At 34.3% G+C, this 24,755-nt stretch carries 28 protein-coding genes, 1 tRNA gene, 1 other RNA gene and 1 pseudogene; 24 read left to right on the top strand and 7 right to left on the bottom strand.

Features of this window, described 5'->3' with window-relative positions; translation table 11 throughout:
• A pseudogene (locus Q0U74_RS05085) lies at positions 1-596 on the top strand (V-type ATP synthase subunit B); the annotation flags it as partial.
• Positions 586-1,221: a V-type ATP synthase subunit D gene (locus tag Q0U74_RS05080; RefSeq protein ID WP_297393030.1), complete on the top strand. Its 636-nt coding sequence runs from the start codon at positions 586-588 to the stop codon at positions 1,219-1,221. The pseudogene Q0U74_RS05085 and the gene Q0U74_RS05080, both read left to right, overlap by 11 nt.
• A gap of 92 nt (positions 1,222-1,313) precedes the next feature.
• Here the strand turns inward: Q0U74_RS05080 and Q0U74_RS05075 are convergent, their stop codons facing one another.
• Positions 1,314-2,444, bottom strand: a complete 1,131-nt coding sequence (locus Q0U74_RS05075; protein WP_297393029.1) for an antiporter — start codon at positions 2,442-2,444, stop codon at positions 1,314-1,316.
• Positions 2,445-2,749: 305 nt separating this feature from the next.
• Here Q0U74_RS05075 and Q0U74_RS05070 point away from each other — a divergent pair, with 305 nt between their 5' ends.
• The 9 genes from Q0U74_RS05070 to Q0U74_RS05030 all read left to right on the top strand — a co-directional run bounded on the left by Q0U74_RS05070 (position 2,750) and on the right by Q0U74_RS05030 (position 10,884).
• Positions 2,750-3,106: a GntR family transcriptional regulator gene (locus tag Q0U74_RS05070; RefSeq protein WP_297393028.1), complete on the top strand. Its 357-nt coding sequence runs from the start codon at positions 2,750-2,752 to the stop codon at positions 3,104-3,106.
• Complete coding sequence (locus Q0U74_RS05065; protein WP_297393027.1) at positions 3,106-3,792, top strand: ABC transporter ATP-binding protein; 687 nt, start codon at positions 3,106-3,108, stop codon at positions 3,790-3,792. The genes Q0U74_RS05070 and Q0U74_RS05065 overlap by 1 nt, the downstream gene beginning before the upstream one ends.
• Positions 3,792-4,559: a hypothetical protein gene (locus Q0U74_RS05060; protein WP_297393026.1), complete on the top strand. Its 768-nt coding sequence runs from the start codon at positions 3,792-3,794 to the stop codon at positions 4,557-4,559. Before Q0U74_RS05065 ends, Q0U74_RS05060 begins: the two co-directional genes overlap by 1 nt.
• Positions 4,560-4,719: 160 nt before the next feature.
• Positions 4,720-5,796, top strand: coding sequence for an ABC transporter ATP-binding protein (locus tag Q0U74_RS05055; RefSeq protein ID WP_297393025.1), 1,077 nt, complete (start codon positions 4,720-4,722; stop codon positions 5,794-5,796).
• Positions 5,786-6,679 (top strand): carbohydrate ABC transporter permease, encoded by an 894-nt coding sequence (locus Q0U74_RS05050; protein ID WP_297393023.1) that lies wholly within the window; start codon positions 5,786-5,788, stop codon positions 6,677-6,679. The genes Q0U74_RS05055 and Q0U74_RS05050 overlap by 11 nt, the downstream gene beginning before the upstream one ends.
• Positions 6,676-7,497 carry a carbohydrate ABC transporter permease gene (locus Q0U74_RS05045; protein ID WP_297393022.1) on the top strand — a complete coding sequence of 274 codons (822 nt, stop codon included), beginning with the start codon at positions 6,676-6,678 and terminating at the stop codon, positions 7,495-7,497. Before Q0U74_RS05050 ends, Q0U74_RS05045 begins: the two co-directional genes overlap by 4 nt.
• A 34-nt stretch (positions 7,498-7,531) precedes the next feature.
• Complete coding sequence (locus Q0U74_RS05040; RefSeq protein ID WP_297393021.1) at positions 7,532-8,836, top strand: ABC transporter substrate-binding protein; 1,305 nt, start codon at positions 7,532-7,534, stop codon at positions 8,834-8,836.
• 57 nt (positions 8,837-8,893) lie between these two features.
• On the top strand, positions 8,894-10,207 hold the full coding sequence (locus tag Q0U74_RS05035; protein ID WP_297393020.1) for a CehA/McbA family metallohydrolase: 1,314 nt from the start codon (positions 8,894-8,896) through the stop codon (positions 10,205-10,207).
• Entirely contained in the window at positions 10,180-10,884 is a 705-nt protein-coding gene (locus Q0U74_RS05030; RefSeq protein ID WP_297393019.1) for an HAD family hydrolase, read from the top strand. Before Q0U74_RS05035 ends, Q0U74_RS05030 begins: the two co-directional genes overlap by 28 nt.
• A gap of 111 nt (positions 10,885-10,995) precedes the next feature.
• Here Q0U74_RS05030 and Q0U74_RS05025 read toward each other — a convergent pair whose 3' ends face one another.
• Complete coding sequence (locus Q0U74_RS05025; protein ID WP_297393017.1) at positions 10,996-11,634, bottom strand: 50S ribosomal protein L25; 639 nt, start codon at positions 11,632-11,634, stop codon at positions 10,996-10,998.
• A 15-nt stretch (positions 11,635-11,649) separates the two neighbouring features.
• Positions 11,650-12,711 carry a tRNA 2-thiouridine(34) synthase MnmA gene (mnmA, locus tag Q0U74_RS05020; protein ID WP_297393016.1) on the bottom strand — a complete coding sequence of 354 codons (1,062 nt, stop codon included), beginning with the start codon at positions 12,709-12,711 and terminating at the stop codon, positions 11,650-11,652.
• Positions 12,712-13,023: 312 nt separating this feature from the next.
• Between mnmA and Q0U74_RS05015 the strand changes: the two genes are divergently transcribed.
• The 3 genes from Q0U74_RS05015 to Q0U74_RS05005 all read left to right on the top strand — a co-directional run bounded on the left by Q0U74_RS05015 (position 13,024) and on the right by Q0U74_RS05005 (position 15,005).
• Complete coding sequence (locus Q0U74_RS05015; protein WP_297393015.1) at positions 13,024-13,290, top strand: Veg family protein; 267 nt, start codon at positions 13,024-13,026, stop codon at positions 13,288-13,290.
• Between the two features lie 133 nt (positions 13,291-13,423).
• A complete protein-coding gene (gene ispE, locus Q0U74_RS05010; protein WP_297393014.1) occupies positions 13,424-14,269 on the top strand; it encodes a 4-(cytidine 5'-diphospho)-2-C-methyl-D-erythritol kinase in 846 nt (281 codons plus the stop codon).
• Positions 14,247-15,005, top strand: a complete 759-nt coding sequence (locus Q0U74_RS05005; RefSeq protein ID WP_297393013.1) for a hypothetical protein — start codon at positions 14,247-14,249, stop codon at positions 15,003-15,005. Before ispE ends, Q0U74_RS05005 begins: the two co-directional genes overlap by 23 nt.
• 7 nt (positions 15,006-15,012) lie before the next feature.
• Here the strand turns inward: Q0U74_RS05005 and ffs are convergent.
• Positions 15,013-15,277, bottom strand: an RNA gene (ffs, locus tag Q0U74_RS05000) — signal recognition particle sRNA large type.
• Positions 15,278-15,280: 3 nt separating this feature from the next.
• Positions 15,281-15,370, bottom strand: a tRNA-Ser gene (locus Q0U74_RS04995).
• A 59-nt stretch (positions 15,371-15,429) separates the two neighbouring features.
• Here Q0U74_RS04995 and Q0U74_RS04990 point away from each other — a divergent pair.
• The 9 genes from Q0U74_RS04990 (at position 15,430) to Q0U74_RS04950 (ending at position 23,585) form a co-directional block, all read left to right on the top strand.
• Positions 15,430-16,416, top strand: coding sequence for a biotin--[acetyl-CoA-carboxylase] ligase (locus Q0U74_RS04990; RefSeq protein WP_297393012.1), 987 nt, complete (start codon positions 15,430-15,432; stop codon positions 16,414-16,416).
• A 52-nt stretch (positions 16,417-16,468) separates the two neighbouring features.
• On the top strand, positions 16,469-17,821 hold the full coding sequence (locus Q0U74_RS04985; RefSeq protein WP_297393011.1) for an aminotransferase class I/II-fold pyridoxal phosphate-dependent enzyme: 1,353 nt from the start codon (positions 16,469-16,471) through the stop codon (positions 17,819-17,821).
• On the top strand, positions 17,818-18,426 hold the full coding sequence (gene tmk / locus Q0U74_RS04980; protein WP_297393010.1) for a dTMP kinase: 609 nt from the start codon (positions 17,818-17,820) through the stop codon (positions 18,424-18,426). Before Q0U74_RS04985 ends, tmk begins: the two co-directional genes overlap by 4 nt.
• On the top strand, positions 18,423-18,749 hold the full coding sequence (locus Q0U74_RS04975; RefSeq protein WP_297393008.1) for a cyclic-di-AMP receptor: 327 nt from the start codon (positions 18,423-18,425) through the stop codon (positions 18,747-18,749). The genes tmk and Q0U74_RS04975 overlap by 4 nt, the downstream gene beginning before the upstream one ends.
• An 8-nt stretch (positions 18,750-18,757) precedes the next feature.
• On the top strand, positions 18,758-19,048 hold the full coding sequence (locus Q0U74_RS04970) for a cyclic-di-AMP receptor (RefSeq protein WP_297393007.1): 291 nt from the start codon (positions 18,758-18,760) through the stop codon (positions 19,046-19,048).
• On the top strand, positions 19,048-19,986 hold the full coding sequence (locus Q0U74_RS04965; RefSeq protein ID WP_297393006.1) for a DNA polymerase III subunit delta' C-terminal domain-containing protein: 939 nt from the start codon (positions 19,048-19,050) through the stop codon (positions 19,984-19,986). Before Q0U74_RS04970 ends, Q0U74_RS04965 begins: the two co-directional genes overlap by 1 nt.
• Positions 19,983-20,876 carry a stage 0 sporulation family protein gene (locus Q0U74_RS04960; RefSeq protein WP_297393005.1) on the top strand — a complete coding sequence of 298 codons (894 nt, stop codon included), beginning with the start codon at positions 19,983-19,985 and terminating at the stop codon, positions 20,874-20,876. Before Q0U74_RS04965 ends, Q0U74_RS04960 begins: the two co-directional genes overlap by 4 nt.
• Before the next feature lie 132 nt (positions 20,877-21,008).
• Positions 21,009-23,006, top strand: a complete 1,998-nt coding sequence (locus tag Q0U74_RS04955) for a S9 family peptidase (protein ID WP_297393004.1) — start codon at positions 21,009-21,011, stop codon at positions 23,004-23,006.
• Between the two features lie 96 nt (positions 23,007-23,102).
• On the top strand, positions 23,103-23,585 hold the full coding sequence (locus Q0U74_RS04950; protein WP_297393003.1) for a ferritin: 483 nt from the start codon (positions 23,103-23,105) through the stop codon (positions 23,583-23,585).
• A gap of 97 nt (positions 23,586-23,682) precedes the next feature.
• On the opposite strand, the gene Q0U74_RS04945 is transcribed toward Q0U74_RS04950, so the two are convergent.
• On the bottom strand, positions 23,683-24,018 hold the full coding sequence (locus tag Q0U74_RS04945) for a DUF4368 domain-containing protein (RefSeq protein WP_297393002.1): 336 nt from the start codon (positions 24,016-24,018) through the stop codon (positions 23,683-23,685).
• Entirely contained in the window at positions 23,984-24,148 is a 165-nt protein-coding gene (locus Q0U74_RS04940; RefSeq protein WP_297393001.1) for a hypothetical protein, read from the bottom strand. Before Q0U74_RS04940 ends, Q0U74_RS04945 begins: the two co-directional genes overlap by 35 nt.
• A gap of 376 nt (positions 24,149-24,524) precedes the next feature.
• Between Q0U74_RS04940 and Q0U74_RS04935 the strand changes: the two genes are divergently transcribed.
• Positions 24,525-24,755 carry a DNA-binding transcriptional regulator gene (locus Q0U74_RS04935; protein WP_297393000.1) on the top strand — a complete coding sequence of 77 codons (231 nt, stop codon included), beginning with the start codon at positions 24,525-24,527 and terminating at the stop codon, positions 24,753-24,755.

Below are 24,755 nucleotides of genomic sequence, written 5' to 3'. Positions count from 1 at the left end.
CAAGAGAAGAAGTGCCTTCAAGAAAGGGCTATCCAGGACACCTTTATTCTGATTTAGCAGCTCTTTATGAAAGGGCAGGTATGATTAAGGACAGCTCTGGTTCTGTAACTCTTATTCCAATTTTAACTATGCCTAATGACGACATCACTCACCCAATCCCTGACTTAACTGGTTATATTACAGAAGGTCAAATTGTAGTAAGTCGTGATTTATTCTCCAAGGGAGTTTATCCACCAATAGATGTTCTTCCATCTCTATCAAGACTTATGAAGGACGGCATTGGTGAAGGCTACACAAGAGAAGACCACCCAGACCTATCTTCTCAACTTTTTGCATCCTACTCAAAGGTACAAGAAACTAGAGCCCTTGCACAAATTATTGGTGAAGATGATATTTCTGATGATGAAAAATTAATTTTAAAATTTGGAAATGAGTTTGAAAAGAGATTTTTGACACAAGACCAAAATGAAAATAGAGATATAGAAGAAACCCTAGATTTAGGTTGGGAATTATTAAAGATACTTCCAACTCAAATGATTGATAGAATTGATCCTAAGTTAAAAGAAAAATATTTAGGTGATAAGAATGGCAATTAAGGTAACTCCTACTAAGGCAAATCTAATAGCATCAAAAAATGCCCTCCTCCTTGCAGAGAAGGGTTATGATCTCCTTGATAAGAAGAGGACAGTCCTCATTAAGGAAATGATGGACTTAAATAAAAATGCCAAGAAGCTTCAATCTGAAATAGAAGAAAAATTTGCAGCATCCTATGGAGAACTGGTTGAAGCCACAATTTCTATGGGCGCCCTTTCTCTAAAGGAAATGGGAGAAGCAGCTCCTCATGAAAAAGAATACCAAATAATTTCTCGTTCAGTAATGGGTCTTGAACTTCCTAAGATTAAATACGACAAGGCGGAAGTGAAGGCAGATTATTCTCTGCATCAATCTAATGCAGCTTTTGACAGGGCAAAGATAAATATTTCTGAAATCCTTCCAGTCATTTATGAACTTGCAGAGATTGAGACATCTGTCTTTAGACTTGCCAACGAAATAAAAAAGACTGCCAAGAGAGCAAATGCCCTAGATAAAATTCAAATTCCTAAGTACAAGCACATTATTAGGGAAATTGAAGATATTTTGGCAGAAAAAGAAAGAGAAGACTTTTTTAGACTTAAAAAAGTAAAAAATAAAAAGAATAGAAAAGTTAAAGAAAATAAATAAGATAGAAAATAAAAAATCCTAGAGCTATTTAAGCTTTAGGATTTTTTCGTGTAGAAAATTTCTACAAATTTAACTTTTTAGTTTTTTAAATTTTAGCTAACTGGGAAAAATACATTTATAATTTGTGGCAAGAAGACCATCATTACTGTTGCAGTTGGTTGTGTAGCTGCATAAAAAGATGAAACTTTGTCATCATTTGTAACTTGAAGTAGGGCTCCAAGAGATGGTGCTGATGTCATTGAGCCAGTTGTTGCACCAAGTGCTGCAAATAGTGGCAACTTGAAAACTTTGTAGGAAATAAATAAGGATACAAGAGCAGGAACAAGAGTCATAATAACTCCTGCTAAAAATAATTTTGCCCCATATTGTGTTACAACTTCAACAAATCCAGTGCCAGCACTTACACCTGATTCCAAAAGGAAAAAGGCAAGGCCAAGGTCACGAACAAGTGAAAGTCTTTCTTTAGAAACAGTTAAATTAACTTTTCCAATTCTTCCATAATGTCCAAGTACTAAACCCATAATTAGGGATCCACCACCTGCACCAAGGGATAGATTAACACTATCGCCAACAGGTATTTTTATTGATCCAAGTAAAACACCAAGAACTGAAGCAAGTGCAACTGCAAAAAGTCCATTTTTCTCAAAATTTATTAAATCTTTTACTTCAAGACTTTCCTTTGTGCCTTTGTCCACTGGAAGAATTAGTTTTTTGTTTTCTTCATCAACATCAACCTTTAAAATTCTTGGAAGGAGTTGAACGATTAATACAACGCCCACGACTCCAAAGGCATAGGCAATGCCGTAGCCAACTCCTGGCAAGTTTGAATTTGTAAGACTCTTTACAGTTCCAAGCATAGATGTAGATGTCATTGCTCCAGTGGCAAGACCCATGGAAAGGGAGAGCTCGATGTTAAATAATTTTGAAATTAAAACTATTAAGACACCACCTATTGCTGTTGTGATAAAGGAAATTGCCAAAAAGGAAATTCCATTCTTCTTTATATTTGCCATAAAACTTGGTCCAGCCATTAGTCCTATTGGTGCAAGGAATAGGACGAGTCCTAACTTTGCTAAAAATTTTGGAACTTCAAAACCAAAGTGTCCAAAGAAAAGAGCAACTATTAGAATTGCTGAGGCGCCAAATTTTATTCCAAAAAAATTAATATGTCCAAAGGCGTAGCCAAGGACCATTATTAAAAATATTATTAGTAATTCATTCATAAAAAACCTCCTTGAGGTAATTAATAATAACATTTACAGATGATAAAGTAAAGCTAACTTGTACAAAATAAATACAATCTTTCACAAGAAAACATTTTTTAGTAAAATTTTAAAAAAATATTTTACAAAAAATTTTTATTTTCTCTTGCATTTTTTAAAATTAGGTTTATAATAATTATTGTATTAAGGGATTGATACAACAATACAAAATTTAGCTTTAATTGTGTCTTTAAACCTTAAATAAAGCCGAAAGCGAAAGCAAAAGCAAAAACAAAAAATAAAATCTTACATATAAGGAGGTTTTTATGGAATTTGATAATAACAGACCCATTTATCTACAGCTTCTCGAAGATTTCAAGCTAAAAATTTCTAGTGGTCAGTGGAAAAGTGGAGAGAAGATGGACACTGTTAGGAATCTTGCCACTATCTATGGGGTAAATCCCAACACTGTGCAAAGGGCACTGCAAGAACTAGAAAGAGAAGGCCTTGCCAAATCAAATAGGACTAGCGGAAGATTTATCACTGATGATAATGATTTAATCGATGAGATTGCTAAGGGAGCTTTTTATAGGTCCTGCGACGATTTAATCAGTGTGGCAGATGAACTTAAGCTCACAAAGGAAAAATCACTTAAACTTTTAGAGGAATATTGGAGGCAGTAATGAGCAAATTAGAAATAAAAAATTTATCTATGGGCTACAAGCATAAGGTCCTTGACGATTTAAACTTAGAACTTGAAAAGGGACAAATCGTTGGACTAGTTGGTCCCAATGGAGCAGGCAAGTCAACACTTTTGAGAATCCTTGCAGGACTAGAGATGACTTATAATGGCAGCGTAAAAATTAATGGCGAGGAAATTTCTTATAAAACGGGAGAAATTTTATCTTATCAGCCAGATAAATTTGCCTTAAGTGAAAAACTTTCTGTAAAAGAAGTTGTTAAAACTTATAAATTATTTTTCAAGGATTTTGATGAAGATAAATTTTATAAACTTTTCAGGGAATTTAACTTGCCAGAAAAGGCAAAGGTCAAGGAAATGAGTAAGGGCATGAGAGAAAAAATGCAAATCGCCCTTAGCCTTTCAAGAAAAGCAGAAATATTTTTACTTGACGAGCCAATTTCTGGCGTGGATCCTTCTGCTAGAAAGGCAATAATTGAGACTATCTTAAATAATTTTGAAGAGGACAATCTCATCATAGTTTCAACTCATCTTATAAATCAAATCGAGCCCCTTCTCGACAGAGTTTTATTCCTATCAGATGGAAAAATCACAGTGAATAAAACAGTTGATGAGATAAGAAGTGAAGAAAATATGAGCATAGAAGACTACTTTACGGAGGTATTTTAATGGGAAAATTACTTGGACATCAAATAAAAAATCACTTTAGATATAATTGGTTCATTCCAATTTTGCCAATAATTTTTATGCTATCAGGCTTGGCACTTGGAAGGGTTAATGTTAATTATGGAGGCGTTGCCTTTGGACTTGCTGGCTTGGCTGTAGTATTTGGCTACATGGCAGCAGCTATTACAATAATAGTTGGCGACTACAATATGTTTTTTGGAGACAGTGCACTCTTTTATGAGTCAACACCAATTAGTCCATCAGCAAAAACTTTTTCGAGACTTTTGTATTACTTCATCATGCTTTTAATTTACTCCCTATTTGCTGGCATATTTTTATTTTTCTTATTGGTAACAAATGTTGCTGTTACAGAAGGGGAAATGACTTCCTTCTGGCAAGAAATTTCACAGTCCTTAAATCAACTTGGAATTAAAAATATATTTATGCTAGTTTCTTGGGTAGTTCTAGGAATACTAAGCTCAATAGTAAGTGTCATCTTTGCAGTTACTCTTGGTGGCGGAAAAAAATTCAGAAGATTTGGCTTTGGCGGTCCTGTTATCGTATATATAATCATGGGCTTTATTGAAAGCACAATAGTCTATGTCTTAGGTCTTTTAAATCTATTTTCAGAAGTAGAACTTAGGCTGACAGATGGAACAGTATTTATGAGAGGCTTTGGCATTACAGGTTTAGTCTTAATGATTATTGAAATACCTTTACTACTCTTTGCAGTTTATTACATGCACAAAAATAGAATTTCTGTAAATTAAAATTTAAAGTAAATTTAGAGTTCACTAATTTTTTAGTGGACTCTTTTTATTTTGCAAAAAATTTAAAATAATTTTCTTCACTTTACAAATTCTTTACCTTTTATATATTGTTTCTATTTAATTAATAAGTAGAATAGTTGAGGTGAAAGGAGGAGGGCAATTGTCCAAAATTAGCTTAAATAATATATGCAAAAAGTATGAGGAGAATGAGGATTATTCTGTAAAGGATTTTTCCATTGAAATAGAGGAGAATGAATTTATCGTCTTTGTTGGTCCTTCTGGCTGTGGCAAGTCCACAAGCCTAAGAATGATTGCAGGTCTTGAAGATATTACCAGTGGAGAACTTTATATTGATGGAAAATTATCTAACGACCTTGCGCCAAAGGACAGAAACATTGCCATGGTCTTTCAGTCCTACGCCCTTTATCCTCATTTGTCTGTCTACGACAACATAGGATTTGGATTGAAAATCAGAAAACTGGACAAGAAAATAATTGACGACAAGGTTAGAAGCACTGCTGAAATTTTAAATCTTACAAATTATTTAAATAGAAAGCCCAAGGATCTTTCTGGTGGTCAAAGGCAAAGAGTTGCTCTGGGAAGAGCCATCGTTAAGGAATCTGACATATTTTTAATGGATGAACCTCTGTCAAACTTAGATGCAAAACTAAGAGTTGAAATGAGAGAGGAAATTGTAAATTTAAAAAACAAGTTGGGTTCCACAGTTATTTATGTAACTCACGACCAAACTGAGGCAATGACTATGGCAACGAGAATTGTCTGCTTAAATGATGGAATCATTCAACAAATTGGCAGTCCAAGAGAACTTTATACTAATCCAATTAACGCCTTTGTGGCAGGATTTTTAGGGTCTCCTGCAATGAATTTTATCAATGGAGAAGTAAGATCCGGCGCCTTTTATGATGATAAAGGCAATAAAATTTTAAGTGGAATATGTTTAGAAGATAGACCTCTTACTCTTGGCATAAGAGCGGAAGCTCTTGAACTTTCAACAGAAGAAGGACTGCCCTTTAGCGTCAATTTAATTGAACTTTTGGGGTCTGATTACAACATTTCTGGCAAGTTATTTGACAATAAAATAATTTTAAAGTGCGACCTTGAAAAAAATCCAAGGGACAAGGGTGAACTCTTTGTAAAAATTCCAAGGGACAAGGCTTATTTCTTTGACAGGGATTGTGGAGATCGAATTTTTATAGGTGAAAGCTATGAAGACTAGGGCAAGAAAATCCTATGAGAGAAGGCTTGGACCTAAAGAATTTTTTATTTATTTTTTCCTTCCCTTGGCTCCACTAATAATTTTTTGGTTTCTGCCAATGCTTGCATCACTACTCATTTCCTTTACCAACTGGAATTATGTAAGCCCCAACTTCGATTTAGTTGGAGTGGAAAATTACAAGTACATCTTGCAAGATGATTTTTTTTGGCAGGCTTTAAAGAACACTCTTGTCTTTGGTCTTGGCACAGTAGTGCCTGTCCTATTTTTTGGTTTTGTTTTTGCCCTATTCTTGCAGGGGAAATTTAGGGGAAAGTTAATTTATCAGGGCTTTTTGTTTTCGCCCTGGGTAACTCCCATGGTTGCCATGTCAATTGTCTGGTCTTGGATGTTAAGAGGAGATGTTGGCCTCATAAATAGGTGTCTTGCCAACTTTGGCATAAACGGACCTGACTGGTTGTCTAACGAAAATACAGCCATGGCAGCAGTAATAATGGTAACTATATGGAAAAATTCTGGCTGGGCAATGCTTTTTTACACCGATGCCATGAGTAAGATTCCCAATAGTTTATTTGAAGTGGGAAAGCTTGAAGGAATAAATATTTTTGAAAAAATAAAATATATTTATTTTCCAATGACAAAGAGGACAACTTTTTTTCTATTAATTATGAATCTTATTACATCAATTCAAGCCTATGATCAGTTTTCAGTTTTAACAAGAGGTGGACCTGCTGGCTCCACAAGGACACTTTTATATCTGTTTTATCAAATGGCCTTTGAAGAGTTTAATATGGGAAAAGCAAGTGCAGTGTCACTTATTATAGTAATAATAACGGCAATTCTATCGCTTCTTATAATTTTTATGAGAAAGAAGGTTCAGTCATGATAAAAAAAATAGGAAGACACCTTGTCCTCATAATTTTATCCATAATCACATTTTTTCCACTAATGTGGATGATGTCAAATTCTTTTAAGACTACAGAATCTATTATGCGTAAGCCTCTTAGCTTTATGCCAGATTTTTTAGATTTTAGAAATTTTATGGGAGCCTTAAATTTAGCCCCCTTTGATTTATACATCTTAAATTCAATTGTCACATCAATTGTAATTGTAATTCTTCAAATTGTAACTGGAGTAATGCTCGCCTATGGTATGTACAGATTTTCTTTTAAACTGAGAGGACTTATGTTTAAGGGAATCCTATTGACTTATATGCTACCAGCTGCCACAACCTATGTGCCAAGTTATGTAATAATTGCAAAATTAAATTTAATCGACACCCTATCTGGGATTATTATTTCCAATGCAGTTGCAGTTTTTACAATTTATATGCTATACAGCACCTTTAAAGAAGTGCCAAAGGAGTTAATAGAGGCAGCGGAAATGGATGGTGCAAGTGATTTGGACATACTTTTAAAGGTTGTTCTTCCAATTTCAAAATCAACTATCCTTACAAATGCACTGATCCAATTTGTGACAATGTATAACAACTACATGTGGCCTTCACTTATTACAAATTCAAAATCAAAGTATTTAATAAGCGTGGGTTTAAATAAATTTTTTACCTCACAGGGTAATTTTGGAGAAAACTTGCCCCTTTTAATGGCGGGCAACACTATATCAGTCCTTCCTCTCTTAATTCTATTTATTGTTTTACAAAAGTGGTTTATAAAGGGAATTTCTGATAGCGGTATTAAGGGTTAATATTTATTAACATAAAAAATTTAAAGGAGAAAAAATGAAAAAACTATTCAAAACAGCATTACTTATGCTATGCGGACTTATGCTTTTGACAGGTTGCTCTAGCTCTGCAAAAGATGCAATGAAGACAGAAGAAAAAACAGCAGATTCAAAGGGAAAAACTGAAATTCAATTTTGGTATGGACTTGGTTCAGTTGCTGGCGAAACTATGGAAGAAATTATCAAAGAATTTAACGAATCACAAGACAAGGTAAAGGTTGTTGGCGTTCAACAAGCTGACTATAATGAAACTTTCCAAAAGGTTCAAGCAGCTATTGCAGCCAAAGAACCACCAGCAGTTTACATCGGCTCAAACATTGAACTTAGAGTTAAGGATGGCATGCTTGCAGATTTGACAAAGTACATGGATGACAGAACTCCTCTTGACGATTACCTTGATGTATTTATGAACCCAGCCATTGTAGACGACAAGGTTTATGGCTTCCCAGCTTATGGCACAACTCAAGTAATTTATTACAGAAAGGACTTACTTGAAAAGGCAGGTCTTGATCCAAAGGAAGTTTACAGCACTTGGGAAAATACTTTTAAATATTCAAAGGAAATCCAAGATAAGGGCATAGCAAAGTGGGGACACCTTGTAATGTATAACCACGAAAACCTAATGGATATTGCCCTATCTAATGGCGGCAAAATTTTATCTGATGATGGGAAAAAAGTTTTAATTAACAGCAAGGAATGGGTTGACTCATGGAACTTTGTCAGACAACAAATTTTTGACAACAAAACTACAAAAATCGAATCTGGTGGACAAGGCTGGGAATACTGGTACAGAACTATTGACAATGTAATGAATGGCGACGCAATGTCCTACACTGGTTCATCAGGAGACAAGGGAGACCTTGACTTTACAAAAATTTCTTCTCTTCCACAACCAGGACTAAATGGCAACCCAGGAAAGCCAGTGGCAAATGCTCACTCACTACTTGTTCCTGCAGCAGCAAGTGAAGAACAACAAAGGGCAGCCTATGAATGGATAGCCTACTTCACAAGCCCAGAAGTTTCTGCCAAGTGGTCAGAAAAAATTGGCTACATTCCAGTTAGAAAATCTGCAGCAGATGTTGCTGAATACAAAAAATTCATAGAAGAAAATCCTTACGCAGGAGTTCCTTATGAACAAGCAATGCACGCATCTCCTGCCTTTATAGACCCAACAGATGGAAAAATCACAGATGCACTTTCCATTGCAGCAGATAAAGTTGAGCTTCAAAATGTAGATGCAAAGACTGCCCTTGACGAAGCAGCTAAGACTGCCCAAGCAGCACTTGACCAAATAAACAAGTAAGAAAATTTTTTAAAAGCAAGCTTTGGGTAATGCCCAGAGCTTTTTTTAAGGAGAAATATGAAAAATATTATAGAAAATTTAAAAGAAGGCTTTAATGAAATTAATTTAAAAATAAATTTAAAGGATTTAAGGGAAGACTCACTAAGATTTTCCATTAGTGGAGAAAGTTTTTTTATAAGTCTCTTTGTCTATAAGGAAGATAAAATTGTGGGAAGCATCACTGCAAATAGGGAGGCAGAAAGATTTATGGCTGTGGACATGGAAAAGTCTTCCAATGGTTTTAAAAATTTAGAAGATGGCGACTATAGGATAGCCTATCTTCTTTACAAAAGTGGAGATGTCATTTTAAAAATTCATGAGGCTAAAAGTCCCATAGATTCTAAGGGAGAAGTGGACATAAAAAAAGATGAGGTCAAGTGCAGGGAAGAAAGCTGGTACTCAGGTGACTTTCACACTCACACTTTTTACTCTGATGGAAAATTATCGCCAGAAGAAAATATTGAAGTTGCAAAAAAGAGGGGACTAGACTTTTTTTCTCCAACGGACCACAATTTTAATCAGACGAAATTCCCTGACACAGATTTATTGATTATTGAAGGCACAGAAATCACATCAAAGTTTGGCCATGTAAATTTATTTTTCACCAATGAATCTGTTTTTGAAAAACATTCAGTTAAGGGACTTAACACAGAAGACTGGATGCTAGAAGTTTTGAGAGAATTAAGGGGAGAAATTTATTCCATCAACCACCCCTTTATGGATACTTATGAATTTTTAGTTGGCGATTATGAATTAGAGGACTTAAAATTTATGGAAATTATAAATGACCCAACTTACATGACTTCCCTTGATGCCATGGAAAAGGCCCTAAGGGCATGGGACATCCTCCTTCAAAATGGTTATGTGGTCTATGGACTTGGCGGCAGCGACTCTCACCTCTACCCTTATGAAAGATACGAAAATGCAGACTATCCATCTTTACTTGGAGATCCAAAGACCTTTGTTTTTGCAAAAAATCTTTCCAAGGATGAAATAAAAAAAGCCATGCTGGCAGGGAAAATTTCTGTCTCTCGGGAAAATTTACTTGACCTTAAAAAAATTGGGGACAGTGAATTTTCCATGAACTTAGAAAAAAATACTTTTCACGGCAAAAAACTTCATATAGAATTAATAGTAGATGGCGAAGTTTATAAGGCTTGCGAAAATAGTTTGCAGGTAAAATTAAATTTTGACGAAAATTATCACTATGTCAGGGCAAATGTGAGGTGTGAAGACGGAGAGCTCTACGGCTTTACCAATCCGCACTTCTACAATTTGGACAAAAGTGAGAAAAAAATAAAAACTTGGAAGGAACTTCAAGACTTACTATGATTAAGGCAATTTTATTTGATAAAGATGGAACTCTACTGAAATTTTCAGATATTTGGGTGGACTCAATTGTAAAGTATTTAAGTAAAAAAAATTTAAACCATGATGGAAAGAAAAAATTATTTAAAAAAATTGGCGTAAAGGAAAATAATGAAGTGGAGGAAAACTCCATCTTGTCATCGGAGACTGTGGAGGACTTGGCACTTATTTTTTCTGAATTTATGGATGAAAGTGTAGAAGAAATCTATAAAGATATAGACGACTTCCTCCTAGAATTTTTAAAGGAAAATAATAGGGAAATAAAAGAAACTTGCGACCTTAAAAGTTTATTTACGGACCTAAAAAATAGAGACATAATTATAGGACTTTTCACTTCAGATAATTATAGGCAAGCAAAATACTCTATGGAATACTTGAACTTAGACAGTTTTATAGATTTTTATGCAGCTGCAGATTTATACGAAAAGAAACCAAGCACAGAGAGCCTAGAAATTTTTAAGAAAAAATATTCTCTAAGGGACCAGGAAATTATTATTGTTGGCGACTCCAAGGTTGACATGATTTTTGGAAAGGACACCCTAAAGCTTGGCGTCTTGTGTGGCACAGGGTCGAGAGAAATGCTTGAAAGATACACAGAAAATATAGCTGAAGACCCCAGGGGAGTTTTAAAATTTCTTTAAAATTTATTGGATAATAATTTTTAAAAAATAAAAATTAAAAGATGAAATAAAAATAAAAATTTGTAAAAAAATAAGGGCTCTTGGAGCCCTTAAATATTTTTTAAATACAAATTATTCTTCAGTTTCTTCTTTTGCTTCAGTTTCAGAAACAGTAGGAACTTCTGCAGAAACTTCTTCTGCTCCTTCTTCTGGTTCTTTTTCTTCTGTTGGTTCAACAAGAGTTGCAACAGTTTCTTCAGCATCCATGTCAATCTTGATGTTTTCGTCGCCGAAGATATCTAGGTCAGCAACAGTTACTACATCGCCAATTTGCATGTCAACAACATTTACAACAGCTTCAGATGGAAGATATTTTGGAAGACAAGTAACTTGAACTTCGTTTAATACTTGGATTAATGAAGATGGTTGAACCTTAACTTCGTCTCTACCTTCAAGAACTACTGGCACTTCAACAGTAAGTTCAGAGTTCATATCAACTTCATATAAGTCAAAGTGAACCATTGCATTTTTGATGTGGTGCATTTGAACTTCTTTGAAAAGTACGGAAATAGTTTCTCCGTCAACTTCGATTTCAAAAATGTTTGAATATCCTTCTTCAGAAAAAGCCTTTAATAAATCTTTTTCTAGACCATAAAGTAATTTTGCTTCTTGTCCCTTTGAGTAAAGAACTCCAGGAACTTCACCATTAGCTCTAAGTTTATCAACTTTGTTTTTACCCTTAGCTTCTCTTTTGTTTAAAAGTAATTTCATATATACCTCCAAAATTTATTTTATAATACCTGAACCAAGACATACATCGCCTTGATAAAAAACACAAACTTGACCAGGCGTTACGCCCTTAAGTGGTTTTTTCAGTTTAACAACATATTTACCATTATCATTTTCTAGCCTTGCATCTTCATCCTTTGCCCTATATCTTATTTTAACAGATAAATCTAGGGGAAGAGAAGGATTTTCTGTAATCCAAAAAATATCTTCAACTTCAAATTCATCTCTATAAAGGATGGGATTATTAATTCCTTGAGCCACAAGCAAAAGATTGTTTTTCAAATCTTTATCATATACGAAGAAGGGCTCGCCGCTGCCAACTCCGCCAATGCCTATTCCTCGCCTTTGACCTATGGTGTAGTGCATAAGACCTGAATGCTCTCCTATTACCTTGCCCTTTTCGTCCACAATTTTTCCAGGCTTAGTAAAGAGAAATTGGTCTAAAAATTCATTGAAATCTCTTTCGCCAATAAAACAGATTCCAGTAGAATCCTTTTTTGAAGCAGTAGAGAGCTTGTACTTTTTGGCAATAGCTCTCACTTCATCCTTGGTCAAATCGCCAACTGGGAAGAGAGTTTTTGCAAGTGCCTCTGATTTAACTCTGGACAAAAAATAAGACTGGTCTTTATTAAGATCGGCGCCCTTTAAAAGATAGGTTTTTCCATTGACATTTTTTGTCCTGGCATAATGACCCATTGCAATATAATCAGCATCAAAATCCATTGCATAGTCAAGGAAGGCCTTGAATTTAATTTCAGTATTGCACATCACATCTGGATTGGGAGTTCTGCCTTTCTTGTATTCACTTAAGAAGTAAGAAAAAACTCTATCCCTATATTCCTTTTCAAAATTGACAGTAAAATATTTTATGTCAAGTTGTGAACAGACAGAGACCACATCGATGTAATCTTCTCTTGCAGTGCAAGCTCCGTCATCTTCAGCCCAGTTTCTCATAAAAACAGCTGTGACATCGTAGCCGGCTTCCTTTAGGAGAATTGCAGACACAGATGAATCTACGCCGCCACTCATTCCGAGAATGACTTTTTTCTTTTTTTGCATCAATACCTCCAATCCACTCAATAACAATACATAATTATACAATAGTTGCCTTGAAAAATCCACCCTTATTTCACAAAATGCAAGTTCTTAGAGCTTTTTAAAGTAAAAAAATAAAAAATAAGACCAAAAAATATTATTATAAAAATAATTGTGAAAAAAATTAAAAATTATTAAAAATATTTTAAAAATTAAGCATAAAATTTATTGACAAAGAAAAATTTATGGAGTAAAATTATAGATTTATTTGACAGGAATCCATTTTTATAGTATAATTAACGAGTATTAAAAGTCTTTGGAAGGAATGGATATGGAATGAATCAAATGCAATTGATAAAGAAAGAGCTTGAGAATCATATAGGGAAAAAAGTTATTGTAAGGGCCAATAAAGGCAGAAAAAAAATTGTCACTCGCAAGGGTGTTTTAAAGGCAATTTATCCAAGTCTTTTTGTACTTGAAGTATTTAACGGAGAAGAACTTGTAACTGCATCATACACTTACTCTGATGTACTTACTTCTACTGTAAAAGTTACAGTTTTAGATGAAGATGTAACTTATAAAGACGCAAAGATGATTTCATAAAATAAGAGCTGCTTAGGCAGCTTATTTTTTTGCCCAAATTTAAATTTTATTAAAATTATTATCAATATAAAATCTGGGGTTTACAATGATGCAAAATAATAAATTATGAATTATAATTAACTTGAGGTGTATTATGATTAAAAAAAATGCTCATGCCAAGTTAAATTTATCTCTTGATGTCCTTGGAGAAAGAGCTGGTGGATACCACGACATAAAAACTTTAATGGTAATGACAGATTTATGTGACCAGATGATTTTTTCTAAAAGCGAGAAACTAGAAATAATACCAGAATTTTCCTTTGACTTAAAAAGCAATTTAATTTATAAAGCCTATGAACTTTTAAAAAACAAGGTGGGCTATGACCTTCCCTTTAAAGTTGAAATCAAAAAGAAAATTCCCATTGCAGCAGGCCTTGCTGGTGGAACTTCCAATGGAGTAGCTTCTCTTTACGCCTTAAATGACCTTTACAAGATAAATATTCCAAGAGCTGAACTAATTGATATGTCCAAGGGCCTTGGAGCAGATTTTACATATATGATGACTGGCGGAACGAAAATTGCAAAGGGAATAGGAGATATTTTAGAGGAAGTAGACCCAATAGAGCTTGACCATGTTTTAATCATAAACCCTGGCTACGGCGTCTCCACTAAGGAGGTCTACCAAAAAATAAAAATTGATAAGGAGAGAATTGATTTTTCTAAAATTTTAGAGGGTCTTTATGAGCTAGACATAGAAAAATTAAATTTTTATCTCAGAAATAAAATGGAAGATGTAGTTTTTTCTTTGCACCCAGATTTATTGGATATAAAAAATAAACTAAGAGCCTTTAATTCAGCTCCTCTTATGAGCGGAAGTGGCGCCACGATTTTTGGCATCTTTGCAGATGAAAAATCCTTGGAAGAGGCTTATGATTATTTTAAAAAAATTTATAAGTATACATATAAAGTGAAAGTAGGTGAAGGCTTTGGCAGTTTTTGACACAGGTCCTGGCATAGTTGGACTTTATGAAGTCCATAGAGATTATTTAAATTATTATGTTGACGACAGATTTGAATACTATGGACTTTACAAGAGGGAAGCTGTAAACGCAAGAATAGAATTTTTACAAAAATTTTTTAAAAAGGATAAAAAGATTTATGTCATGGACTTTGATGCCATAAATTATTTTAAGGATGATGAGAGGGCAGACTTTGGAGAAAAAGCCCTTAAGAAACATTTAAAGGATAAGAGAATTTTGTGCCTAGGGACAGAGCTTACTTCAGCTGAAAAAACTTTAGAAAATTTCACAGATTCTCCAGTATCATACTTGAGCTTGCCCCTACTTATTAATGCTTGTAACGATGGTCTTGCCCCTGAAATAGTAAAAATGATTTGTGACGAATACTTTAATGGTAAAGATTTTAGAGAGTATGACTTAATTTTCTTGGCTTCCAGTGGTCTTCACCTAAAAAAAGAATTTTTCAAAAAATATTTTGCTGATAAGTCTAGTAATATTGAAATCTTTTCGAATACTGATGCCATTTTAGAAGATTATGACTACAAAAAGGAAAATTACATAAGAGATTATTTTTATGTGACTGGCTCAAAGAGGGGATTTTATTCCAGGGCAGAAAAATATTTGAGAGAAAAGAAAGTTTTAAAGGAGGGTGAACTTTTAAATGTCTCCAAATTTTTAAAAAAGAGCAATAAAAAAGTCCCAAATAAATGGGACTAATATGTAGCCATGCACCCAATGTCGAAAGTCAACCTCACACGTTACCCTTACAGTTAGCTCAAATCAGGCGACCCTTGCGGCACACAAAAGATCTTACTTAGTGCTGCTTCGATCAAGATCTGACACGGTTCATAAGTTTCTGTTGCGCAGGACCCAATCGTCAACACCACTTATAAGGGGCAGACTGCAAAATTAAAGTCCTCGAATGGGAATTCAGCCCTGCTGTAGCGAATCGCAGGTACAGGACATCGCTAATTTCCCGCTTAGCATGGCGATGGCGGAGAGAGGGGGATTCGAACCCCCGATACATTTTCATGTATACTCGCTTTCCAGGCGGGCTCCTTCAGCCTCTCGGACATCTCTCCACAGCCTAGAAAATTATTTTACAGTAGATTTACAAAAATGTCAAGAATAAGGTGATATATTGAAAACAAAGGATATTGTATTAAGAGAATTAGAAAGAAATAGGGCAAATTATATTTCTGGTCAAGACTTGGCAGAAAGATTAAATATTTCAAGAACTGCAATTTGGAAGGCTATTAATTCTTTAAAGGAAAGTGGATTTCAAATTGAATCACAGACAAAGTTGGGTTATAAACTTGTAGAAAAGGACGACAAATTATCTGACGAAGGCATAAGAAAGGGCCTTCGAGATGAATTAAAGGACATTGATATAGTTATTTATGACGAAATTGACTCCACAAACACGGAAGCAAAGAGGAGACTTTATTCTAGTGATGTCAAAGATTTTACTGTAATTGTCTCTGACATGCAAAAGGGTGGACGAGGCAGAACTGGCAAGAGCTTCACATCACCTAAGGGTAGCGGAGTTTACTTTAGCATAATCCTACATCCCAAGGACTCCTACGATTTTTCTTATTTTGACTTAACTACAGTTAAGGCAGCCGTAGCCACTCTAGAGGGAATTAAGGAGTCTACAGGTAAAGAAGCACAAATAAAATGGGTAAATGATTTGTTTTTAAAGGGCAAAAAAATTTGTGGAATTTTATCTGAACTTGATGCAGACTTTGAATCCAGAAGCGTAAAGTCTGTTATAGTGGGCATTGGAATAAATGTAAACAAGCCAAAGGACGACAGCTTTAAAGATTTAAAGGACATTGCAGGTTACATTGGCACTGATGTCATAAGGAATGAAATTTTATCCTGCGTCTTAAATGCCTTTTACGAAAATAATTATGTAAAAAGTGACAAAGAAATAATTGACTACTACAAAAAGCATTCCCTAGTAATTGGAAGGGACCTTTCCTTTGTATTAAATGGCAAAAAATATTCTGCCAAGGGAGTGGACATTAACGACAAGGGCAATTTAATTGTAGACACTGGCAGCGAAAGGCTCACTCTTTCCAGTGGAGAAGTTTCTATAAAGGGAGATTTTTATAAAAAGGGCTAACTTTTAAATGCTTTTAAATTATAGTATAATTAAAGGAAGTTGAGGAGAAAAGATGAAGACCCCTTTGAAAAATGAAGTGGACAAAGTAAAAAATTTAATTTCTTTTGGCATGCCAGGTCACAAGGGCAAGGACTTTTTTGACTTGGACATAAAAAATGATTTGACGGAAATTTTAGATACAGATAATCTTTTAAAGCCAAGGGGAGCAATAGAGGACCTGCACAGAGAGATAAAAAAATTATTTGGCTCAAAGGAGTCCTTTATTACTACAAATGGCTCTACTGGTGCCCTTCACATTGCCATAGCCATGGCAACAAGACCAAAGGATAAAATTTTAATTCAGAGAAATGCACATAAGTCCATTTACAACGCCCTTCTCTTAAATGATTTAGAGCCAATTTATTTAAATACAATTTATGACGAAAATCGTGCCATGTATTTTGGCATTGATGAAGAAGAACTTCTTGATAAAATAGAAAAAAATAATATTGCAGCCTGCGTCTTAGTTAGCCCCAATTATTTTGGTGGAATTTTAAAGTTAAAAGAACTTGTAAAAATTCTTCATGACAAGGACATAGCAGTCATAGTTGATGAAGCTCATGGCGCCCACCTTTATTTTTCAGATTTAAAAAATTATTCAGCCCTAGATGCAGGTGCGGACTTAGTTATAAATTCAACTCACAAGATGATTCCATCACTGACACAGACTGCTTTAATTCACAGGGGGACAGATAGGTTTTCTCACCAAGAACTTTTAAAATATGTAAATATTTATAATTCCACATCGCCATCCTACTTATTTATGCTTTCCATTGAGGCTGGCTTAAAATATATGGACGAAGTGGGAAGAATTGAGCTTCAAAACAGGGCGAGAGACCTTGAAAATTTAAAGAGAGCCATAAATTATAAGATAGACTTAAGTCACGAGTCTATAATAGCCAATGACCCCATGAAATTTTTATTTAGAATTGGGGGCATGAGTGGCGAAGAGGTTCTTGAAGATTTTTTAAAAAATAAAAATATAAGGCTTGAGATGGGAGACCTCTACTACGCTCTTGCCATAATTTCACCAATAAATACTAAAGATGAAATAGAAAAGTTAAGAGATGCAATTTTATCCTATGATAATTGTGATTTTAAAAAAATCTTGCCCTTTAAATTTGAAATTCCAAAGATGGCAATGACTCCAAGAGAAGCCAACTTATGTCAGGGAGAATATATTTCTTATAGAGATGCCTCTGGCAGGATTTCTAAGGAAATTATTGGAGCCTATCCACCAGGAGTGCCACTTGTGACTTTTGGCGAAATTATTGATGATAAAATGATAGAAAATATTGACAGATTTTTAAGTGAAGGAATAGAAGTAATTGGACTTTGTGAAGATAAAATTGAGGTAGTTAAATGAGTGCATTTATTACATTTGAAGGACCTGACGGGTCTGGAAAATCAACAATTTGCAATTTAGTTTATGAAGAACTTTTAAAGAATAATAAAAAAACTATAAAGACTAGAGAGCCTGGCGGAACGAGAATTTCTGAAAAAATTAGAGATCTTATTCTTGACAAAGATTTAAGGGAAATGGACATGAGGACAGAAGCCCTTTTATATTCTGCATCAAGGGCTCAACATACTTACGAAAAAATAATCCCCGCCCTAGAGGAGGGAGCCATAGTTCTCTGCGAAAGGTATGTACTTTCCTCTCTTGCCTACCAAGGCTATGCCAGGGGACAAGACCTAGACGACATTCTTTCCATAAATAATTTTGCAACGGGAAAGCTAAAACCCGATGTAGTATTTATCTTTAGAAGTAGTGGAGTTACCCTACACAGGAAGGATAAGTCTATTTACGACAGACTTGAAAGAGAGCCTGACGAATTTCACAAAAAAGTTCGCGACTACTACAATAATTTAGGAAAAGAAGACAACTATTATTTTATAGATGTAAATAAAAGCATTGAAGAAGTTTTTTGCGACTGCATGAAAGTTCTCAAAGAAAGGATGATTGTGTGAAACTTATAATCGCAATAGTTCAAGACGAGGATAGCGATAATTTAGTAAAAATCCTAAACAAAAACGATTTTAAAGTTACAAAAATAAGTTCCACTGGCGGATTTTTGAAAGCTGGAAATGTCACACTTCTTTCAGGGATTGAAGATGAAGAAAAGGACAGGTTTATGGAAATTTTGGAAGAAAACTCAAGGACTAGAGAAGTTAAGAGAACTATTCAGCCCATAAATATTCCTGGTCAAGCCATGATTCCTGTGCCAATTACTGTAAAAGTTGGCGGAGCGACAATTTTTGTCATAGATGTATTTGATTTTAAAAAGTTTTAGGTGATATTATGAATACGAAAATGATGATAGCAATAGTGCAAGAAAAGTACACTGATGCAATAATAGATAGATTTTTAGACGAAGATATATATGTTACAAGACTTTCTTCTACAGGTGGTTTTTTCAAATCTGGAAACACAACACTTTTGTTGGGCTGCGAAGAAAGTGAGCTTGATAAAATTTATGAGATATTTAAGGAGCTAACTGAGCCTGAAGATATTCACATAGAAAAGGGAGACTTTAAAGTTTCTGGAGCCACAATTTTTGTCGTTGACTTGGAAGAGTCTAAGAGAATTTAATGTTTTTAGAAAATAGAGAAATTATAAACAGCTTGGAAGGAGATTTAGTCAACAAGTCTTACAGCCACGCCTATCTTTTTTGTGGTTCAAGAGGCATTGGCAAATTTTCTCACGCAAAAAACTTTGCCAGAGCTATTTTAAAAGATGACAGCGAAGCTCTTAGATTTTTTAGTGGCATAGATGACTATGAAGACGCCGATCTTTATATTGTTAAAAATGAGGGCAATATAAAAAAAGAAGAAATCGAAGAAATTATTGAAAATTCTTTTTCCAAGCCCTACAGTGGCAGCCACAAAATTGTAATTATTGACGACTTCGACAAGGTCACAGTGGAGGGGCAAAATGCACTTTTAAAAACCTTGGAAGAGCCAATGGACTACTTGATTTTAATTTTAATTTCAAGTACTATGAAAAAAATTCTTCCAACAATTATTTCCAGGTGCAGGGTTTTAAAATTTTCTGATGTCACTGGAGATAGAATAGAAGATTTTTTGAAAAAGAAAAATATTACAGAAAAAAATGCAAGGCTTTTTTCTCGTCTTTCCAATGGAAATGTCAGCCTTGCCCTTAAATATTCTGAAGACCCAGAACTTTTGTCAAAGAGAGAGGACCTAATAAAGGTTCTTGATAAAATTATTAGAAATACTGAATTTATTTTTGATGAATTTACTTTTTTTAAGGACAATCGAGAAGACTTTGCAGATATTCTAAATTTTATGCTGACTTGGTATTTGGATTTAATTTATTTGAAAAACGGCAGAGAAGAAAAAATTGTAAATACAGATAAAATTGACTTGTTAAAATTAGAAAATATAAGTGTGGATAGAGCTATAAAATCCTACGATGCAATTATAAATGCCCTTGTCCGCAATGAAAAAAATATAAATTTTGATTTAAATGTAGAAACACTTTTAATGGAATTAGGGGGAGTTAGATGATAGAAATAGCTGGAATTAGGTTCAAGAGAACTGGCAAAATCTATTATTTTGATCCCGTTGATATAGATATAAAAATTGGAGATTATGTAATAGTAGAAACTGTGCGTGGACTTGAGTTTGGTGCAGTGGAACTTTTAAAGGAAATAGATGAAGAAAGCATTAAGGGTGAATTAAAGCCTGTTATTCGTCTTGCCAACCAAGAAGATAAAAATATCAATGTGGAAAATAGAAATAAGGCCAAGGAAGCAATTATAATTTGTGAGCAAAAGGTAGAAGAGCACGGTTTGGACATGAAATTAATTTCATGTGAGTACACTTTTGACCGCTCAAAATTATTATTTTATTTCACAGCTGATGGAAGAGTTGACTTTAGAGAATTGGTAAGAGATCTTGCCTCAATTTTTAAGACAAGAATTGAGCTTAGACAAATTGGAGTTCGCGACCAAGCAAAGTTCGTTGGAGGGCTAGGCTGTTGCGGCAGACCAACTTGTTGCTCCACATTTTTAAGTGAGTTTTCTCCTGTGTCAATAAAAATGGCAAAGGACCAAAACCTTAGCTTAAATCCTACAAAAATTTCTGGCATCTGTGGCAGACTTATGTGCTGTTTAAAATATGAACAAGATGGCTACGAATGCATCAACAAGAGAATGCCAAGAGAAGGCGAAATTGTAAGGACAGATAGGGGCAAGGCAACAGTTGTCTCAACTTACACAATACAAGAACTTGTAAAGGTAATGTATGAAGTAGATGACGAAAAGGAAATTGTCTATCTTGAACTTGATGAAATAAAGAGAACTCGCGAGTTTAACAAAACTTTTATAAATGAATCCAAGTCACTTAATGTTGAAGAGTACGACGAAAGTGAACTTGTAGAATTAGAGAGGGATTAGGGATAAGTTTGGGCTTATCCCCTTATTATGAAAATAAATAATTTTTTAATAAAAATATCAAACAAAATAAATAGTTTTTTCAAAAAACATTTTGGAAGGGCAAGTGGCTTTGCTTATATAATTGTGGCGATAATGTCTTTATTTTCTGCCACATTTTTTTATTATTACATAGAAGATTTTAAGGTGCCAAAAATTCTAGCCTTTATAATTTTTGCCCTTCTATTTTTTATTTTTTATATTATGGCAGGCTTTTTGCTTAAATTTATTTTTCTTCTATTAAAAAGAATTAGGACAAAAAATTTAGCCATCTATGCCCTACTCATTTATGGATTAAAATATTTTTATGATGAGTGTCTTTATAATGTGGACATAGATTATTTTGAAATAATTTTTATAGGACTAGCTTTTATTGTCATAGTCGCCTTTGCAAAGTCCTTAATTTCCTTTGTGAAAAATAAAAAGAAAAAGGCACTTATATTTTTACTTCCGACCACAATTATACTAGGGGCTTCAATTTATTTTATGGTCTTCCCAGGCTTTGACAGGGGAGAAATTTATGATTTGGGCGTAGAAAAAAATAAAATTGCCTCAAAGCCAGAAAAGTATGAAGTAGAAGTAATTGATTATGAAGGGAAGCCAGTGAACCTATGGGATTTTGTAAATTACAGGGGAAACACAAAAAAAGTTAGGGAGAAATTTTTCGGAAGGACCCTAAAGGAAACAGAAGTAAGGGGAAGGGTTTATGCGCCAAAGGACTTGGACAGGGCTCCAGTCTTATTTGTCCTTCATGGCAACCACAGATTTACAACAAAAAATTATTTGGGCTACGACTATCTAGGTCACTACCTTGCAAAGAGGGGTATTGCCATGGTATCAGTTGATGAAAATATGTTAAATGGATTTTTTAAGTTTGGCCTTTCAAATGAAAATGACGCCAGGGCAGTCCTCCTCCTTGAAAATATAAAAAATATTTTAGGGAGAAATAAAGTTAAGGATAGCCCACTTTATAACAAATTCGACCCAGAAAACATAGCTCTTTTTGGTCACTCTCGTGGCGGTGAAGCAGCAGCAATTGCCTATAATTTTAACCAGCTAAACCTTCATCCCGACGATGGAAATATTTCTCACAAATACAAGTTTAACATCAAGGGAATAATAACTGTTGCACCGACTTACGACCAATATGAGCCTTCAGACAAGAGCATAATTTTAAAAGATGTGGATTATCTCACTATTGGCGGCAGCAACGATGCCGATGTAGATGGCTTCGAGGGAATGCTTCTCTATGACAATGTAATTTTTTCTGGAGCAAGGGACAACTTTAAGGCAGCTCTTTATTTTTCATATGGCAATCATGGCAACTTCAATTCACTTTGGGGCGACTTCGACTTAGACCCAGCAGAGGGATTTTTCTTAAATAGAAAAGAGCTACTTGATGGAGAGGACCAAAGGGAAATTTTATCAATTTACACCTACAACTTTTTGGAAAATGCCTTTGGAAAAACTTACAACAGAGAAATTTTTAGAGAAGGACCAAATAATTATGAAGACCTGCCAAAGACAAATTACTACAATAGATATATGGATTCCACTTTTTATAAGCTGGCAGACTTTGAAGAAGATTACGATTTGACTACTACATCAGTAAAAAGCGGAATAATAAATTTTAATGGCTTAAATGAAATTTATGAGGACAGCCACGACTATGGTGAAAGCAGCTCAAATACAACAGCAGTTTTTATGAAGGCAAAAAAAGATTCAAGCTATGGAATAAGGTTGACTGAAAAAATTCCAGGAGGAAAGTTTTTGCAATTTGACATGGAAAATTTAACTTATGAGGATAAAAGAGATGCGCTCAGAATAGAAATTCAGGACACTTGGGGCAATGCTGCTTCATTAAATTTATCAAAGTATAAAATTTTAAGTCCCATGACAAAAGCTTTTATCTACAAGACTGACTATTTAACTGATGATTTTGTTGATAGATTTGTGCCACAGACAGTTTTAATTCCACTGGCAGATTTTAGAAATAAAAATAAGGATTTAAATTTAGAAGAAATAAATAAAATCGAATTTAAATTCATGGATAATATAGAAATCTCAATAGATAATTTAGGAATTTCAAATTAATTGTTTTAAAAATAGTTTTGCGGGTAACATAGTATTATGAGAAACAAAGCTTACAGCTTAGTAAATTTATAAATAAAATCACAGGGGGTTTTTATTATGGAAAGTAAATTATTAAAGGGATTAAATGAACAATATAATTTTGAAGTATCTTCAGGATATATTTATTATTCAATGGCAAACTATGTAAAAGACAAAGGAATGGACGGATTTGCTCACTTCTTTGACAAACAAGCAGAAGAAGAATTTGCACACGCAGAAAAATTGAGACAATTTTTATTTGAAATAGATGTTAGACCAGAACTTGAATCAATTGAAAAACCAGAAGTTGAATTTGGAACATTTACAGAAACTTTCAAGACAGCTTATGAACATGAACAAGAAGTTACAAGAAAAATTAATGATCTTTATGAACTTTCAGTAGAAGAAAAAGACCACAGAGTAACTTCACTTCTACAATGGTATGTTGACGAACAAGTTGAAGAAGAAGATAACTTCAGAGGAATTATCGAAAGACTTGAAAGAATAAACGAAAGCTGGGCTGGACTTTATATCTACGACGCTGAACTTGGCAGAAGATAAGAACTATTAAATTGAGATACCCTTGAGGGGCTCTTAATTAGGGATTTATTTCCTTAAAATTTAATCGGCATGAAGGTACTAACCTTTGTGCCGATTTTTATATGTCAATTTTCCCTATAAAGTTCCAATTTATCCAAATGGTTTGTTTCTTTAAATTTGTACCCGGAACTTTTTCCGATTGTTCTACATAAATCTTATCTACAAAAGTTCTAATTATTTCTGGATCAAGTTCTTTTATATCCGTGTAATTCCTTACAAGTTTTAGGAATGATTCCACATTAAGTTCTTCCTCCTGCGATTTTTTAATAGTTTCTTCAAGTTTAGCTATTCTTTTTTGAAGTAAAATTTCTTCTTCATCGTAAGCTTTAGCTATTTTTTCAAATCTTTTGTCAGATATTTTACCTTTCAAAGCAACCGATACCGATACCTGCATATCCGCCTTTAGAAAATGCATCTACAGTTTCTTCAAAGGATGAATAATGCTGTGGGTTTGTTGCATCGGCTCTTTTACCATTGATGCGATATGGTATCTTGTCAGGCTTGGTCTTACCCGGTTTCATCACAAGCTTCCAAAGGCAGAACCTGCCATGCTCATGCATGAACTTGGGTATCGTGGAGTAATCGAAAACCTCCACATTCATTTATTCGTTTTTCTTATCCATACATCTGTATGACCTCCTTCCTAAAGACAGTTGCCTGTATCGTCCTTACACCTTCCCACTGGAGAAAGCTTTGCAGTTTGAGCGGATACATTCGAAAGAATTTCTGTCCTTCCTAACTGTTAACCTTGAAAGATGCATCAAAAGGACATTTTGAGACGAAAAAACATAAAAAATCTCCTGCGACTATACTAGATAACTGCAGGAGGTAGAAAAATTCATAAATATATGCTATAGTTATGCTATATCACTGACATAGATACATAAGGAGATGAAATATATGGCTTATTCTGATGAAATAAAGAAAATTCGTGAAAAATGTTTCCTGACACAGGAATTATTTGGACGTGAATTGGGAGTTTCGTTTTCTACAATAAATCGCTGGGAAAATGAAAAAAGCAAACCAAACATGTCAGCTATGAAAAAAATGAAAGAATTCTGCGATAAGCATAATGTCGATTTCAGTGCATTAGAAGCAGAGTGGATCAACACTGGAAAGGATGAAGATTAA

This window comes from uncultured Peptoniphilus sp. (assembly GCF_946998875.1).
Classification (GTDB): Bacteria; Bacillota; Clostridia; order Tissierellales; family Peptoniphilaceae; genus Peptoniphilus_A.
Note: the sequence above shows the minus strand (reverse complement) of the source record. Positions and strands in the feature narration are given on the sequence as shown.

What these genes read in the sequence shown, in the direction of transcription:
- Q0U74_RS05080 (WP_297393030.1), top strand. Translation starts at nt 586, where the DNA reads ATGGCAATTAAGGTAACTCCTACTAAGGCAAATCTAATAGCATCAAAA.
- Q0U74_RS05075 (WP_297393029.1), bottom strand. Translation starts at nt 2,444, where the DNA reads ATGAATGAATTACTAATAATATTTTTAATAATGGTCCTTGGCTACGCC.
- Q0U74_RS05070 (WP_297393028.1), top strand. Translation starts at nt 2,750, where the DNA reads ATGGAATTTGATAATAACAGACCCATTTATCTACAGCTTCTCGAAGAT.
- Q0U74_RS05065 (WP_297393027.1), top strand. Translation starts at nt 3,106, where the DNA reads ATGAGCAAATTAGAAATAAAAAATTTATCTATGGGCTACAAGCATAAG.
- Q0U74_RS05060 (WP_297393026.1), top strand. Translation starts at nt 3,792, where the DNA reads ATGGGAAAATTACTTGGACATCAAATAAAAAATCACTTTAGATATAAT.
- Q0U74_RS05050 (WP_297393023.1), top strand. Translation starts at nt 5,786, where the DNA reads ATGAAGACTAGGGCAAGAAAATCCTATGAGAGAAGGCTTGGACCTAAA.
- Q0U74_RS05045 (WP_297393022.1), top strand. Translation starts at nt 6,676, where the DNA reads ATGATAAAAAAAATAGGAAGACACCTTGTCCTCATAATTTTATCCATA.
- Q0U74_RS05040 (WP_297393021.1), top strand. Translation starts at nt 7,532, where the DNA reads ATGAAAAAACTATTCAAAACAGCATTACTTATGCTATGCGGACTTATG.
- Q0U74_RS05035 (WP_297393020.1), top strand. Translation starts at nt 8,894, where the DNA reads ATGAAAAATATTATAGAAAATTTAAAAGAAGGCTTTAATGAAATTAAT.
- Q0U74_RS05025 (WP_297393017.1), bottom strand. Translation starts at nt 11,634, where the DNA reads ATGAAATTACTTTTAAACAAAAGAGAAGCTAAGGGTAAAAACAAAGTT.
- mnmA (WP_297393016.1), bottom strand. Translation starts at nt 12,711, where the DNA reads ATGCAAAAAAAGAAAAAAGTCATTCTCGGAATGAGTGGCGGCGTAGAT.
- Q0U74_RS05015 (WP_297393015.1), top strand. Translation starts at nt 13,024, where the DNA reads ATGAATCAAATGCAATTGATAAAGAAAGAGCTTGAGAATCATATAGGG.
- ispE (WP_297393014.1), top strand. Translation starts at nt 13,424, where the DNA reads ATGATTAAAAAAAATGCTCATGCCAAGTTAAATTTATCTCTTGATGTC.
- Q0U74_RS04985 (WP_297393011.1), top strand. Translation starts at nt 16,469, where the DNA reads ATGAAGACCCCTTTGAAAAATGAAGTGGACAAAGTAAAAAATTTAATT.
- tmk (WP_297393010.1), top strand. Translation starts at nt 17,818, where the DNA reads ATGAGTGCATTTATTACATTTGAAGGACCTGACGGGTCTGGAAAATCA.
- Q0U74_RS04970 (WP_297393007.1), top strand. Translation starts at nt 18,758, where the DNA reads ATGAATACGAAAATGATGATAGCAATAGTGCAAGAAAAGTACACTGAT.
- Q0U74_RS04965 (WP_297393006.1), top strand. Translation starts at nt 19,048, where the DNA reads ATGTTTTTAGAAAATAGAGAAATTATAAACAGCTTGGAAGGAGATTTA.
- Q0U74_RS04960 (WP_297393005.1), top strand. Translation starts at nt 19,983, where the DNA reads ATGATAGAAATAGCTGGAATTAGGTTCAAGAGAACTGGCAAAATCTAT.
- Q0U74_RS04955 (WP_297393004.1), top strand. Translation starts at nt 21,009, where the DNA reads ATGTCTTTATTTTCTGCCACATTTTTTTATTATTACATAGAAGATTTT.
- Q0U74_RS04950 (WP_297393003.1), top strand. Translation starts at nt 23,103, where the DNA reads ATGGAAAGTAAATTATTAAAGGGATTAAATGAACAATATAATTTTGAA.
- Q0U74_RS04945 (WP_297393002.1), bottom strand. Translation starts at nt 24,018, where the DNA reads ATGCAGGTATCGGTATCGGTTGCTTTGAAAGGTAAAATATCTGACAAA.
- Q0U74_RS04935 (WP_297393000.1), top strand. Translation starts at nt 24,525, where the DNA reads ATGGCTTATTCTGATGAAATAAAGAAAATTCGTGAAAAATGTTTCCTG.